This is a genomic window from Pseudomonas entomophila, from assembly GCF_013523125.1.
Classification (GTDB): Bacteria; Pseudomonadota; Gammaproteobacteria; order Pseudomonadales; family Pseudomonadaceae; genus Aquipseudomonas; species Aquipseudomonas entomophila_B.
Genome location: NZ_JAAMQJ010000015.1, coordinates 1 through 14,106, shown reverse-complemented (window position 1 = coordinate 14,106; position 14,106 = coordinate 1). Strand labels below are relative to the sequence as shown.

12 protein-coding genes are annotated in these 14,106 nt (G+C 65.1%); all 12 read left to right on the top strand.

Going from position 1 to position 14,106, the window contains the following annotated elements; all coding sequences use genetic code 11:
- The first annotated feature begins 1 nt into the window (after position 1).
- Positions 2–523: a chemotaxis protein CheW gene (locus G7007_RS10145; RefSeq protein WP_181101400.1), complete on the top strand. Its 522-nt coding sequence runs from the start codon at positions 2–4 to the stop codon at positions 521–523.
- On the top strand, positions 520–1,785 hold the full coding sequence (locus G7007_RS10140) for a CheR family methyltransferase (RefSeq protein WP_181101398.1): 1,266 nt from the start codon (positions 520–522) through the stop codon (positions 1,783–1,785). The genes G7007_RS10145 and G7007_RS10140 overlap by 4 nt, the downstream gene beginning before the upstream one ends.
- Positions 1,782–2,459: a chemotaxis protein CheW gene (locus tag G7007_RS10135; protein ID WP_375139489.1), complete on the top strand. Its 678-nt coding sequence runs from the start codon at positions 1,782–1,784 to the stop codon at positions 2,457–2,459. The genes G7007_RS10140 and G7007_RS10135 overlap by 4 nt, the downstream gene beginning before the upstream one ends.
- Positions 2,456–4,714 carry a hybrid sensor histidine kinase/response regulator gene (locus G7007_RS10130; RefSeq protein ID WP_181101396.1) on the top strand — a complete coding sequence of 753 codons (2,259 nt, stop codon included), beginning with the start codon at positions 2,456–2,458 and terminating at the stop codon, positions 4,712–4,714. The genes G7007_RS10135 and G7007_RS10130 overlap by 4 nt, the downstream gene beginning before the upstream one ends.
- The gene (locus tag G7007_RS10125; protein ID WP_181101394.1) at positions 4,711–5,724 is read left to right on the top strand and encodes a chemotaxis response regulator protein-glutamate methylesterase; all 1,014 of its coding nucleotides are present in this window, start codon (positions 4,711–4,713) and stop codon (positions 5,722–5,724) included. The genes G7007_RS10130 and G7007_RS10125 overlap by 4 nt, the downstream gene beginning before the upstream one ends.
- Before the next feature lie 52 nt (positions 5,725–5,776).
- Complete coding sequence (locus tag G7007_RS10120; RefSeq protein ID WP_181101392.1) at positions 5,777–6,781, top strand: response regulator; 1,005 nt, start codon at positions 5,777–5,779, stop codon at positions 6,779–6,781.
- A gap of 341 nt (positions 6,782–7,122) precedes the next feature.
- Positions 7,123–8,218, top strand: a protein-coding gene (gene prfB / locus G7007_RS10115) for a peptide chain release factor 2 (protein WP_181101390.1) whose coding sequence is annotated in 2 segments (ribosomal slippage) — positions 7,123–7,194 and positions 7,196–8,218 — 1,095 coding nt in all. Because the reading frame shifts where the segments join, the coding sequence is not laid out codon by codon here.
- 93 nt (positions 8,219–8,311) lie between these two features.
- Positions 8,312–9,814 carry a lysine--tRNA ligase gene (gene lysS / locus G7007_RS10110; RefSeq protein WP_181101388.1) on the top strand — a complete coding sequence of 501 codons (1,503 nt, stop codon included), beginning with the start codon at positions 8,312–8,314 and terminating at the stop codon, positions 9,812–9,814.
- Between the two features lie 434 nt (positions 9,815–10,248).
- The gene (locus G7007_RS10105; RefSeq protein WP_181101386.1) at positions 10,249–10,788 is read left to right on the top strand and encodes a hypothetical protein; all 540 of its coding nucleotides are present in this window, start codon (positions 10,249–10,251) and stop codon (positions 10,786–10,788) included.
- A 23-nt stretch (positions 10,789–10,811) separates the two neighbouring features.
- On the top strand, positions 10,812–12,089 hold the full coding sequence (locus G7007_RS10100) for a flavohemoglobin expression-modulating QEGLA motif protein (protein WP_181101384.1): 1,278 nt from the start codon (positions 10,812–10,814) through the stop codon (positions 12,087–12,089).
- Positions 12,061–12,999 (top strand): alpha/beta hydrolase, encoded by a 939-nt coding sequence (locus G7007_RS10095; RefSeq protein WP_181101376.1) that lies wholly within the window; start codon positions 12,061–12,063, stop codon positions 12,997–12,999. The genes G7007_RS10100 and G7007_RS10095 overlap by 29 nt, the downstream gene beginning before the upstream one ends.
- A 379-nt stretch (positions 13,000–13,378) precedes the next feature.
- Positions 13,379–14,106, top strand: a 728-nt coding sequence (locus tag G7007_RS10090; protein WP_181101374.1) for an IS110 family transposase, incomplete at its 3' end; no start/stop codon positions are given.

Below are 14,106 nucleotides of genomic sequence, written 5' to 3'. Positions count from 1 at the left end.
GATGAACGTGCCGACGTCCACGCCCTCGTCATCGACGCATGCCAAGGGCACGCTGTACCTGCAGTTCACCCTGGGCGGACAGCGCTTCGCCCTGGACGTGCGCGAGGTGATCGAAGTGCTGCCCCATCGTCCGCTCAAGCCGATCCCCGAGGCGCCGGCCTGGGTGGTCGGCATCCTGGCCCATCGCGCACGGCTGATTCCAGTGCTCGACCTGTCGGCGCGCAGCACTGGGCAACCGGCGCAGCGTCGCACCAATACCCGTCTGGTGCTGGTTCATTACCGGGCTGAGGCGAGCGCCGCACCCCAGCCATTGGGGCTGGTGCTGGAGCGGGCCACCGACACCGTGCGTTGCCTGGCTGAGGCCTTCAAGCCTTATGGGCTGGACACGGGCCAGGCGCGCTACCTGGGGCCGGTGCTCGAGGATGCGCAGGGGCTGTTGCAGCGCATCGACGTCCAGCAGCTGTTGCCCGACGACGTGCGCGCCGTGCTGTTTCCCACGCCGGTCGAGGCGAGGCCATCATGATCGAACAGCGGTTTTTCGAGTTTCTCCACGAGCGGATCGGGCTGGACGTCGCCTCGGTCGGCGAGACCATGATCCAGCGTGCCCTGCGCCAACGCTGCGACGCACTGGGGCTCAGCGGCTTCGATGCCTACTGGTCATGCCTGCAGCAATCGCCCCAGGAACAGCAGGCATTGATCGAGGCGGTCATCGTCCCGGAAACCTGGTTCTTCCGCTACCCAGAGTCGTTCAACGCATTGGCGACGCTGGCACGCACACGTCTGGCCGCACGTCACGACAGCCACCCCTTGCGCATTCTGAGCCTGCCCTGTTCCACAGGCGAGGAGCCGTATTCGATCGCCATGGCCCTGCTCGACGCAGGACTGCCAGGCAGCGCGTTCAGAATCGATGCCATGGACATCAGTCCGGACTCGATCGCCAAGGCCGAGCGCGGCGTGTACGGGCGCAATGCCTTTCGTGGCAGCGACCTGGGGTTTCGCGACCGGTACTTCCAGGGCGAGGCCGACGGCCACCGGCTGGACGAGCGGGTTCGACGCCAGGTCGACCTGCGCCCTGGCAACCTGCTCGACCCGCGCCTCCAAGCCCGCGCCGGGCATTACGATGTCGTGTTCTGCCGCAATCTGCTGATCTATTTCGATACCCCGACGCAGCAGCGTGCCTTCGAGGTGCTGACGTTGATGACGCAGCCCGACGGCGTGCTGTTCATCGGCCCTGCCGAAGGCAGCCTGTTGGCGCGCCTGGGCATGCGGCCGTTGGGCGTTGCGCAGTCGTTCGCCTACGTGCGCCAGACGCCCGGTTACCCGCTGCCGCCACCGACGACCCGCACGCCAGCGAGCAGGCCTCGCGCCTTTTCCGCGCCCTTGGCGAATCGGCCCTTGGTCGCAGCGACGCGCCCCTTGCGTCCGATGACGCCAGCGCCGGCCCCAGGGATCGCTCCGGTTCGCCGTGACAGTGAGGCCGAGTTGTTGGCGCAGATTCGTGCCCAGGCCAACGCTGGCGCCAGCGACGAGGCGCGACGCACGTGCCAGCGTTACCTGCAGCAGTTCGAACCGCGCGCTCAGGTGTACTATTGGCTGGGCCTGCTCAGCGACACCGCGGGCGATACTCGGCAGGCTCAGCAGCTGTACCGCAAGGCGCTGTACCTGGAGCCCCAGCACGCCGAGGCCTTGGCGCAACTGGCCGCGCTGCTGACGGCCAGCGGCGATGCGCCTGGCGCACAGCGCCTGCTGGCTCGCGCGGCACGTGCACGTGGGGAGGCTGAATGATGGAGGCGCCACGGATCCCCCTGATCGCCGAAGACGCCGACCGCATCGACGATTGCTGGAACCGCATCGGGGTACAGGGCGACCGCAGTTGCGTGCGCCTGGTCGAGCACGTGCATTGCCGCAATTGCGAGGTCCATGCCGAAGCGGCGACCCACTTGCTCGACCGCTACGCGTTGGTGCGCCAGGAGCCGGAGGCAGGGCAGGCGGACGTGGCGGTTTCGTCAGCGCCTGCCAGCGGTCGCCTGCTGTTGCTGTTCCGCCTGGGCCAGGAATGGTTGGCCCTGGCCACCGCCTGCCTGGCCGAGATCGCGCCGATGCAGACCATTCATTCGTTGCCCCATCAACGTTCGCAAGCCTTGCAGGGCGTAGCCAACGTGCGTGGTGTCCTGGTGCCTTGCCTGTCGTTGAGCGCACTGTTGCAGATCGATCCCGGTCCATCGCCTGCCACAACCCGGCGCTGCGTGCCGCGCATGCTGACGCTGACCACCCCCCAAGGGGCGGTGGTGTTGCCCGTCGACGAGGTCGATGGCATCCATCGGCTGGGGGACGATGCGCAGCCGAACGAAGGGCAGGCCGTGCCCTTCACCACGGCGCTGGTGCACTGGCGCGACCGCACCGTGCGTGTGCTCGACCCGCAGCAGGTGGTGGCCGCCGTGAACCGGAGCCTGTCATGACACCCGACCAGATGCGCGATGCCTCATTGCTGGAACTGTTCGCCCTGGAGGCCGAGGCCCAGACGCAGGTGCTCAACGTCGGCCTGCTGTCGCTGGAGCGCGACCCACGCCAGGCTGAGCAACTCGAGGCCTGCATGCGCGCGGCGCATTCGCTCAAGGGCGCGGCGCGGATCGTCGGTCTCGACGCCGGGGTGCAGGTCGCCCACGTCATGGAAGACTGCCTGGTCGCTGCCCAGCAGGGGCAGTTGCACCTGCGCCCCGAGCACATCGATGCGCTGCTGCAGGGCGCCGATCTGTTGATGCGCATCGCCACGCCGAGCGATGCCCAGGCCCAACAGGATGTCCCTGTCTTTCTGGCGCGCGTCGCTGCACTGCTGGCGCCGTCTGCCCGTCCAGGACGCACGGGCGAGCCAGCGGTGCCGGAGCCACCGCCTGCACCGTCGAGGCTGCCCCCGGTTGTAGCGGAGCCGGTCGTCAACCCGACGCCCAAGCGCGCCGGGGAGGGCACCGAGCGGGTACTGCGCGTCACCGCCGACCGGCTCGACAGCCTGCTGGACCTGTCCAGCAAGGCCCTGGTCGAGACCCAACGGCTCAAGCCGTTGCTGACCACCTTGCAGCGCCTCAGGCGCCTGCATGACCAAGGCATGCGCGCGCTCGACGATCTGCGCACCCAGATCGAGGGCAAGCCCCACGATGTCGAGGTGATCGACGCGCTGGCGCAGACCCAGCGTTTGCTCGTCCAGACCCGCGAGGTGCTGCAGCAGCAGGCGGCCGAGCTGGACACGTTCGGCTGGCAGGCCGGCCAGCGTGCGCAGTCGCTCTACGACACCGCGCTGGCCTGTCGCATGCGGCCGATCGCCGACGTGCTGACCGGGCAGGGGCGCATGGTGCGCGACCTGGGACGGTCACTGGGCAAGCAGGCCCGGCTGCACATCGAGGGCGACAAGACCCAGGTCGATCGCGACGTGCTGGAAAAGCTCGACGCGCCCTTGACCCACCTGCTGCGCAATGCGGTGGACCATGGGCTCGAACTGCCGGCGCAACGGGCGCTGGCCGGCAAGCCCGAACAGGGCACGATTCGCCTGCGCGCCTCGCACCAGGCCGGCCTGCTGGTGCTCGAACTGAGCGACGATGGGGCCGGTGTCGACCTGCGCGCCTTGAGCCGCAGCATCGTCCAGCGCGGCCTGTCGCCGGCCGAGACGGTGGCCGACATGAGCGAAGAGGAACTGCTCAGCTTCCTGTTCCTGCCAGGCTTCAGCCTGCGCGACACGGTGACCGAGGTCTCCGGGCGTGGCGTCGGGCTCGACGCGGTGCAGCACATGGTGCGCGAGCTGCACGGGGCGATTCGCCTGACCCAGGTGGCCGGCCAGGGTTGTCGCTTTCACCTCGAAGTGCCCCTGACCCTGTCGGTGGTGCGCAGCCTGGTGGTCGAGGTCAGCGGCGAGGCCTATGCCTTCCCCTTGGCGCACATCGAGCGCACGGTGCGGGTGGCGAGCACATCGGTGGTGCAGGCCGAGGGGCGCCAGCATTTCTGGTACGAGGGGCAACTGGTCGGCCTGGTCGCTGTCAGCCAGTTGCTCGACCGGCCCCGGGACACCGGGCAGGCCCAGGACCTGCCCGTGGTGATCATCCGCGAGCAGGAGCGCTTGTATGGCGTGGCGGTCGACCGCTTGCTCGGCGAGCGCGTGCTGGTGGTCATCCCGCTCGATCCACGGCTGGGCAAGGTGCAGGACATTTCGGCCGGCGCGTTGCTGGACGATGGCCGCGTGGTGCTGATCGTGGACGTCGAAGACCTGTTGCGCTCGGTGGACAAGCTGCTCGGCACCGGCCGCCTGGAACGCATCGAGCCTGGCGTCGGCGCAGTGGCAGGCCTGCCCCGCAAGCGTATCCTGGTGGTCGACGACTCGCTCACCGTACGCGAGCTGCAGCGCAAGCTCCTGACCCACCAGGGCTACGAAGTGGCCGTGGCGGTGGATGGCATGGATGGCTGGAATGCCCTGCGCGGCGAGGCTTTCGACCTGCTGATCACCGACATCGACATGCCGCGCATGGACGGCATCGAACTGGTCACGCAGGTGCGGCGTGACCAGCGGTTGCAGTCGTTGCCGGTGATGGTGGTGTCCTACAAGGATCGCGAAGAAGACCGACGGCGCGGTCTGGACGCCGGGGCCGACTATTATCTGGCCAAGGCCAGCTTCCATGACGATGCGTTGGTGGAGGCCGTAGTCGACCTGATCGGAGTGGCGCAAGGATGAAGATTGCTCTTGTCAACGATATGCCCATGGCGCTGGAAGCCCTGCGTCGTGCCTTGGCGTTCGAACCGGCCCATCAAGTGATCTGGGTGGCCAGCAACGGCGCCGAAGCCGTTCGGCGCTGCACCGAGCAGACGCCCGACCTGATCCTGATGGACCTGATCATGCCCGTGATGGACGGTGTCGAGGCCACGCGCCAGATCATGGCCACGACCCCCTGTGCCATCGTTATCGTCACTGTCGATCGCAAGCAGAACGTGCACCGGGTCTTCGAGGCCATGGGGCACGGCGCGCTGGACGTGGTGGACACCCCGGCGCTGGGTGCAGGCGATCCACGCGAGGCGGCGGCACCCTTGTTGCGCAAGATCTTCAACATTGGCTGGCTGATCGGCCAGCAGCGCAGCGACGCCGTGCGCAGCGCGCCTGCAGCGCCACGGCCGATCGTGCAACGGCAGAAGCTGGTGGCCATCGGTGCGTCCGCGGGCGGGCCGGCTGCCCTGGAAGTGGTGTTGCGCGCACTGCCCAGGCACTTTCCTGCCGCGATCGTGCTGGTGCAGCACGTCGACCAGGTCTTCGCCGGCGGCATGGCCGACTGGCTGAACAGCGTCTCTACCTTGCCGGTCCGGCTGGCCCGCGAAGGCGAGCCGCCTCAGCCAGGCCAGGTGTTGCTGGCCGGTACCAATCATCATCTGCGCTTGCTCAGTAGTGGCCAATTGGCTTATACAGCCGACCCGGTGGATGAGATCTATCGTCCTTCCATCGATGTGTTCTTCGACAGCGTCGCGCGGTTCTGGACCGGCGACGCGGTCGGGGTCTTGCTCACCGGCATGGGGCGCGATGGTGCTCAGGGGTTGAAGGCCATGCGCCAGCGCGACTTTCTGACCATTGCCCAAGACCAGCGCAGCTGTGCAGTGTATGGCATGCCCAAGGCTGCCGCCGCCATCGATGCCGCCGTGGAGATTCGTCCACTGGACGGCATCGCTCAACGTTTGACGGACAGTTTCCCGACATGAAAACCTGCAACGACATGCCTCTCGCCTTGCCCGGCAGCCGAGTGACCCTTCGATGAGCGAACTTTCGCTGGAGGGCTTGATGCACACCGACGCACAGTCGGCGATGGTCCTGCTGGTCGACGACCAGGCCATGATCGGTGAAGCAGTGCGACGTAGTCTGTCCCATGAGGACAACATCGACTTCCATTTCTGCGCCGACCCACGGCAGGCGCTGGAGCAGGCCATCCAGCTCAAGCCGACGGTCATCCTCCAGGACCTGGTCATGCCCGGGCTCGATGGCCTGAGCCTGGTCCGCGAGTACCGTGCCCACCCTGCCACGCAGGATATTCCGATCATCGTGCTATCGAGCAAGGAGGATGCCCTGGTCAAGAGCGCGGCCTTCGCTGCCGGGGCCAACGACTACCTGGTCAAGCTGCCCGACACCATCGAGCTGGTGGCGCGCATCCGCTATCACTCGCGCTCCTACCTGACCTTGCTGCAGCGCGACGAAGCTTACCGGGCGCTGCGGGTCAGCCAGCAGCAACTGCTCGACACCAACCTGATGCTGCAGCGGCTGATGAACTCCGACGGCCTGACCGGACTGTCCAACCGTCGCCACTTCGACGAGTACCTGGAGCTGGAATGGCGCCGCGCCATGCGCGAGCAGCAGCAGTTGTCGCTGCTGATGATCGACGTGGACTACTTCAAGGCGTTCAACGACACCTTCGGGCACCTGGCAGGCGACGAAGCCCTGCGCAAGGTCGCCGACGCCATCCGCGGCTCGTGTGGCCGGCCCAGCGACCTGCCGGCGCGCTACGGCGGTGAGGAATTCGCCCTGGTCCTGCCCAACACCTCGCCCGGCGGTGCCCGCCTGGTGGCCGAGAAACTGCGCCAGGGCGTCGTGGCGCTGAACATCCCGCACACCTCGCCTCACGCCGAGGCATGCCTGACCGTGAGCATCGGCCTGGCCACCCACGTCCCGACCATCGGCAGCCAGTGCCGGCAGTTGATCCTGGCGGCGGACAAGGGGCTGTATCAGGCCAAGGCGTCAGGGCGCAATCGGGTGTGTGTCATCTAGGGCCGAGACAGGGGTGAGTGGCAAGCGGCAAGTAAAAGCAGGACAGGGGAGGGCCGCTGCGCGGCCCAATCGCGGGCAAGCCCGCTTCCACAAACTGGTGATCGTCACGCCGAAGCATGGGTGGAATCGGGACCTGTGGGAGCTGGCTTGCCAGCGATCAGGGCTTGCAGGACCTGAGCACGCTCATGCTTGCTGCCTACCCGCCAGCGACCGGCGTTCGCTTGTCGCTCGACACACGCCGCAAGCCACCCAGCGTCTCATCGCTTCCCGGTTGCCGCGCCCCGCAGGGCTTGAGGTATACTCCTCGGCTTTTCACTGTTTACCGACGAGAGCCGCCCGCCATGGAAATCCAACCGATCCTGAACACCATCAAGGACCTCACCGAGCGCTCCCAGTCCATTCGGGGGTATCTTTGACTACGATCACAAGCATGATCGTCTGACCGAAGTCAACCGCGAGCTGGAAGACCCCAACGTCTGGAACAAGCCTGAGTACGCCCAGGCCCTCGGTCGCGAGCGCGCCATGCTGGCCCAGGTGGTCGAGACCCTCGACACGCTGGCCAACGGCCTGGCCGACTGCAAGGACCTGCTCGACATGGCCGTCGAGGAGGACGACGAAGGCACCGTGGGCGACGTCGAGACCGAACTGCAGGCCCTGGACGAATCCCTGGCCCAACTCGAGTTCCGTCGCATGTTCAGCGGCGAGATGGACATGAACAACGCCTACCTGGACATCCAGGCCGGCTCCGGCGGTACCGAGGCCCAGGACTGGGCCAACATCCTGCTGCGCATGTACCTGCGCTGGGCCGACAAGCGCGGCTTCGACGCCACCATCATCGAGCTGTCCGAGGGTGAGGTCGCCGGCATCAAGGGCGCCACCGTGCACATCAAGGGCGAGTACGCCTTCGGCTGGCTGCGCACCGAGATCGGTGTCCACCGCCTGGTGCGCAAGAGTCCGTTCGACTCCGGCGCCCGTCGCCACACGTCGTTCTCCGCGGTGTTCGTCTCGCCCGAGATCGACGACAAGGTCGAGATCGAGATCAACCCGTCCGACCTGCGCATCGACACCTACCGTTCCTCCGGGGCCGGTGGTCAGCACGTCAACACCACCGACTCGGCGGTGCGGATCACCCACGTGCCGACCAACACGGTCGTGGCCTGCCAGAACGAACGTTCCCAGCACGCCAACAAGGACACCGCCATGAAGATGCTGCGGGCCAAGTTGTACGAGCTGGAGATGCAGAAGCGCAACGCCGCCTCCCAGGCGCTGGAAGACAGCAAGTCGGACATCGGCTGGGGTCACCAGATCCGCTCCTACGTGCTCGACGACTCGCGCATCAAGGACCTGCGGACCGGCGTCGAGCGCAGCGACTGCAACAAGGTGCTGGACGGCGATATCGACCAGTACCTGGAAGCCAGCCTCAAGCAGGGCCTGTAACCCTCCCGTGCATGGCAGGCACGTGTCGGCGTGCCTGCCCGCGCGATCCCTCACCCGCGAGGGCAATGAATACCTGATGGAAACGATGACGACATGAGCGACCTGAAGACCGAATCGCAAGACCTGCAACAGGAAGAGAACACCCTGATCGCCCTGCGCAAGGAAAAGCTCGCCGCCGAGCGGGCCAAGGGCCAGGCCTTCCCCAATGACTTCCGCCGCGACAGCTACTGCAACGACCTGCAGAAGCAATATGTCGACAAGACCAAGGAAGAACTGGAAGCCGCAGCGATTCCGGTCAAGGTCGCAGGCCGCATCATGCTCAACCGTGGCGCGTTCATGGTCCTCCAGGACATGACCGGCCGCATCCAGGTCTACGTCAACCGCAAGACCCTGCCGGCCGAAACCCTGGCAGCGGTCAAAACCTGGGACCTGGGCGACATCATCAGCGCCGAGGGCACCCTGGCTCGTTCGGGCAAGGGCGACCTGTACGTCGAGATGACCGACGTGCGCCTGCTGACCAAGTCGTTGCGTCCATTGCCGGACAAGCACCACGGCCTGACCGACACCGAGCAGCGCTACCGCCAGCGTTACGTCGACCTGATGGTCAACGAAGACACGCGCCACACCTTCCGCGTGCGCTCGCAGGTCATCTCGCACATCCGTAAGTTCCTCATCGAGCGTGACTTCCTCGAAGTCGAGACGCCGATGCTGCAGACCATCCCTGGCGGCGCTGCGGCCAAGCCGTTCGAAACCCACCACAATGCCCTGGACATGGCCATGTTCCTGCGCATTGCCCCGGAGCTCTACCTCAAGCGCCTGGTGGTCGGCGGCTTCGAGAAGGTCTTCGAGATCAACCGCAACTTCCGTAACGAAGGCGTCTCGACCCGGCATAACCCCGAGTTCACCATGCTCGAGTTCTACCAGGCCTACGCCGACTACCGTGACAACATGGACCTGACCGAGGAACTGTTCCGCGAGCTGGCGCAGTTGGTCCTGGGCAGCACCGACGTGCCGTATGGCGACAAGGTGTTCCACTTCGGCGAGCCGTTCGTGCGCCTGTCGGTGTTCGATTCGATCCTCAAGTACAACCCTGAACTGACTGCCGCCGACCTGCAGGACGTGGACCGTGCGCGCGACATCGCCAAGCGGGCCGGGGCCAAGGTGCTGGGCCACGAAGGCCTGGGCAAGCTGCAGGTGATGATTTTCGAAGAGCTGGTCGAGCACAAGCTGGAACAGCCGCACTTCATCACCGAGTACCCGTTCGAGGTCTCGCCGCTGGCCCGTCGCAACGACGAGAACCCGAGCGTCACCGACCGCTTCGAGCTGTTCATCGGCGGCCGCGAGATCGCCAACGCCTACTCCGAGCTCAACGATGCCGAGGACCAGGCCGAGCGTTTCCTGGCCCAGGTGGCCGAGAAGGATGCCGGTGACGACGAAGCCATGCATTACGACGCCGACTTCGTCCGCGCGCTGGAATACGGCATGCCGCCCACGGCGGGTGAAGGCATCGGCATCGACCGTCTGGTGATGCTGCTGACCAACTCGCCGTCGATCCGCGACGTGATCCTGTTCCCGCACATGCGTCCGCAGGCGTAAAAGGCGGCTGGAGCCTACAGAGCGATCACACATCAGCGCCACGATCAAAGCTGGGCAAACAGCTGGCTTGGATCGTGGCCGGTCCGGTGCCCCGGCAGGGGCCGCTCACCCGTAGCCGCATCGAAGTGTTGCAGATTATCGCGATCCCCTGTGGGCGGCCCCTGTGCCACGATCGGGCCCACAGGGCCCGTAAAATCCGCCACCCCTCCCTATCAGATCAGCACTACAGACACGCTCTCACCTACACAGTCTCGACGCTTCTCGCGACACCCACCCTCTTTCATGTTGACGCCCCCCAACAGCTCAGCTAGAAGATCGGAACCTGCCAGGGCTGCACGCCTGCACCCGTGCCAGGCCAAGGCTCGCGGTCTCGGCCACTGACCTTTCCTGCTCAGACGCCCCGACCGGCCACCGCACCTTCCAAGGAGTGCTTCATGAGTGTCTGGCGCAAGCTGTTGATCCTGTCCTTCCTGCTGCTGGGCGGCTGCCTGGCGACGTTCGACGAACCTCTGCCGGGCACCCAGCCCGCGCCTAAAGGATTGCTAGGCCACTGGAGCAGCAAGGACGGCTGGGGCGAGCCGCTCGATCTGGTGATCAGCGCCCTCCCGAACGGCGCCTACCGAGCCAAGCTTCGCCTGAACGGCAAGCCTGCGCGCCGCTACACCTTCACCGTTTCTCACCAGGGTGGGCGCTGGTACGCGTCGAGCGTGCAGCCCGATGCCCGTGGAGCGCTGATCGGTGGATTCGAATTGATCGAAAACCGGCAGCTGGTGATCTACACCCTGGACGTCGAACCGTTGCGCCAGGCGATCGCCCAGCAGGCGCTATCCGGCCGCATCACCAGCGTCGGGCCGGACGAAGCCCCTGGCGTCCACATCGACAGCCCGGCCGAACGCGTCATGGCCTACCTCGACGACCCGGCCAATTCGGACGTGTTCGTCGAAACCGCACGGCTGCAGCGCGTCGCCCGCTGACGCCCCAACCCAAGGAGTACAGGGTGGACGATTACCAACAGACCATACGCGCGTTGTCCGACCGCATCGTGGCCGCGCAGACGCCGATCCGTGTGCTCGATGCGGTGAAGTGGGATGACAGCATTCGCCAGGGCTTCCTCGAGGGCAAGGGCCGCGAGCCGCCTGCCATCGACAAGGCCTACTACCAATCGCGGCCGCTGTCGTTCGACGCCAGTACGGTCAAGGCCGAGTTCCAGAGCATCGAGCGCGACGTGACCCGTCGGCTCGGTCAGTTCAGCCCGGTCGGGCAGATCATGCGACGCATGTGCCGCGAGTACCGCATGGTGGTGCGCATGCTCGAGGCGCGTGGCACCGAGGATTTCGGGCTGATTTCCCAGGAACTGTACGGCGCCGCCTCCGATGCGTTCCATGCCGGCGATCCGACGCTTGCCGACCTGGGCCTGATGCTCTCGGACTACCTGAACAACATCGACGGCCGTGGCGACCTCAAGGACGAACCGAAGAACCTCACCGCCACCCAGGCGGTGGAGATCCTCCAGGCACGTCTGAACAAGGTGTTCGGCGAAACCGAAGGCACCATCCGTGTGTTCGAGTCCGATGGCATCGTCGCCGACGCCGCAGCCGGTGCCGACTACATCAAGGTGCGCGCCGACGCCATGTTCAATACCCGCGATGTGCGCGCATTGGAAGTACACGAGGGGCTGGTGCACGTCGGCACCACCCTGAATGGCCTGAACCAGCCCATCTGCACGTTCCTGTCGAAAGGACCACCGTCGTCGACCGTGACCCAGGAAGGGCTGGCCATCCTCATGGAAGTCATCGCCTTCGCGTCCTACCCCAGCCGCCTGCGCAAGCTGACCAATCGCACGCGCGCCATCCACATGGTGGAGGAGGGCGCGGACTTCATGCAGGTATATGGCTTCTTCCGCGACCAGGGCTTCGAGATGGCGGACAGCTACGGCAACGCCAGCCGGGTGTTCCGCGGATCGGTGCCGGACGGCCTGCCGTTCACCAAGGATCTGTCCTACCTCAAGGGCTTCATCATGGTCTACAACTACATCCAGCTCGCCGTGCGCAAAGGCAAGCTGGAGCAAATTCCCTTGCTGTTCTGCGGCAAGACCACCTTGGAGGACATGCGCACCCTGCGCCAGCTGGTCGACGAAGGCCTGGTGGAGCCGCCGCGCTACCTGCCCGAGCAGTTCCGCGACCTGAATGCGCTGTCGGCGTGGATGTGCTTTTCCAACTTCCTCAACCACCTGAGCCTCGATCGCATTGAAGCCGATTACTCGAACATTCTCTAGGCGCACCTGCCATTGGCTGCTGGGGCTCACGCTGGTGGGCCTCAGCGGATGCAGCAGCCTGCTGTTCTATCCTGAGCCCGGTCAACCGTTCACCCCCGCCTACGCGAAACTGGCGTTTCGCGAGCTGACCCTGACGGCCAAGGACGGCACGCGTCTACACGGTTGGTGGCTGTCGGCCAAGCCCGGCGTACCGGTCAAGGGGACGGTGCTGCACCTGCATGGCAACGGCGGCAACATGGCCTGGCACCTGGGAGGAAGTTATTGGCTGCCCGAGCACGGCTATCAGGTGTTGATGATCGACTACCGAGGGTATGGCCTGTCCCAGGGCACGCCACGCTTGCCCGAGGTGTACCAGGACCTGCAGGCGGCCATGGACTGGCTGGGGCGGGCGCCGGAGGTGAACGGCAAACCGCTGGTATTGCTGGGCCAGAGCCTGGGTGGGGCGCTGGCGATCCATTACCTGACCGCACACCCCGAGCAAGCCGGGCGCTTCACTGCTCTGGTGTTCGACAGCGTGCCGGCCAGCTACCGGCAGGTGGGGCAGTATGCGTTGAGCACGTCCTGGCTGACCTGGCCGCTGCAGGTACCGCTGTCCTGGGCGGTGCCCGACGGCGATAGCCCGATCCGCTCCATGGAGCGTTTGCAGGGGCCGCCCAAGCTGTTCTTCCACAGCCTCGACGATACCTTGGTGCCGCTGGACAACGGCCTGGCGCTGTACAAACAGGCTCCGCCGCCGCGGGTCTTCCAACTGACGCGCGGTGCCCACGTGCAGACGTTCGCCGACCCGACCTGGCGGGAGGTGATGCTGCGGTTTCTCGACGATCCGACCCGGTTCGACGGATTGCGTCGATTGGGCGAGGTGCCGAACTACCCTGAAAAGCCGCGGAGGACGAAAGGGGTGGGGGATTGATTCATGGGGCGTCTAGCGATGGCGAGTGAACGCTGATGGTGGGCGGCGTACCTTGCAGACAACGCGATTCTGCATGGGAGCCGCAGGCGCACGTGGTTTTTCCACTCCTGATTCATTCATGACCACCTGGGCGGATTTTATGAGCCCTGCGGGCTCAATCGCGGCACAGGGGCCGCTTGTATGGTAGGACTTGAAGGGAGGAGGAGGGACTAGATCCGCTTCTGACTGTTCGCGCAGTACAGACCGTGGGAGATTTCGCCCCTCCTCCCTTCACCCAAGCGCCGATAAGGAATGCTTCCGGTTTTGACCGACGAAAGTACAAGCCTGCGCCTCTGGGTGGCCCTTCAAGCCCTTAGACCTTACCCCTGGAGACGCGCCCATGGCAATGCCAGCATCCGAACACAGCACGATCATAGGCGTCGACGTTGCTAAGGCTGAGCTCGTCATTTACGAAGACAGCTCCGGACAGTTGAGCACCATTGCCAACAATAAGACGGCCATTAAACAATGGATCAAGGCATTGCACGGCAAGGTCTCGATTGCAATCGAGGCCACCAATGTCTATCACCTGCTGTTTACCGATATGGTCCATGAAGCAGGACATACCCTTTACTTGATGGATGGCTATGCCCTGAGTCACTACCGAAAAGGTATTGGCTCACGCGCCAAGACTGACCCGATCGATGCAAGGGTACTGGCCCGGTACCTCAAGAACGAAGGCGCCAACCTTAGCCCCTGGATCCCACCTTCGACGCTCTATCGCGACCTTGTCAGCCTGTTTCGCAGGCGCGCGATGCTCGTCCAGACGCGTACAGCTCTGAGACTGAGCTGGGAAGGTGAGCCGCTGCTCAAGAACCTTTTGAAGTCTCAGCTCACCTCGATGAAGCGCATTGAAGACCTCATCGAAAACATGATCAAGAAACTGCTGGAGCAGGCAGGACTGATGCCGCTAGTTAGGCGGTGCATGAAAGTTGAAGGTGTTGGTTTTCTCACCGCTGCGCGTTTGGTCGCCACCTACCAACGAGGTGAGTTCAAGAGTGCTGATGCCTTCATCGCTTTTCTAGGAATGGACTTGCGGGTAGCTCAGTCGGGCAAGAAAAAAGAACG

What these genes read in the sequence shown, in the direction of transcription:
- G7007_RS10135 (WP_375139489.1), top strand. Translation starts at nt 1,782, where the DNA reads ATGATGGAGGCGCCACGGATCCCCCTGATCGCCGAAGACGCCGACCGC.
- G7007_RS10120 (WP_181101392.1), top strand. Translation starts at nt 5,777, where the DNA reads ATGAGCGAACTTTCGCTGGAGGGCTTGATGCACACCGACGCACAGTCG.
- G7007_RS10125 (WP_181101394.1), top strand. Translation starts at nt 4,711, where the DNA reads ATGAAGATTGCTCTTGTCAACGATATGCCCATGGCGCTGGAAGCCCTG.
- G7007_RS10105 (WP_181101386.1), top strand. Translation starts at nt 10,249, where the DNA reads ATGAGTGTCTGGCGCAAGCTGTTGATCCTGTCCTTCCTGCTGCTGGGC.
- G7007_RS10130 (WP_181101396.1), top strand. Translation starts at nt 2,456, where the DNA reads ATGACACCCGACCAGATGCGCGATGCCTCATTGCTGGAACTGTTCGCC.
- lysS (WP_181101388.1), top strand. Translation starts at nt 8,312, where the DNA reads ATGAGCGACCTGAAGACCGAATCGCAAGACCTGCAACAGGAAGAGAAC.
- G7007_RS10140 (WP_181101398.1), top strand. Translation starts at nt 520, where the DNA reads ATGATCGAACAGCGGTTTTTCGAGTTTCTCCACGAGCGGATCGGGCTG.
- G7007_RS10145 (WP_181101400.1), top strand. Translation starts at nt 2, where the DNA reads ATGAACGTGCCGACGTCCACGCCCTCGTCATCGACGCATGCCAAGGGC.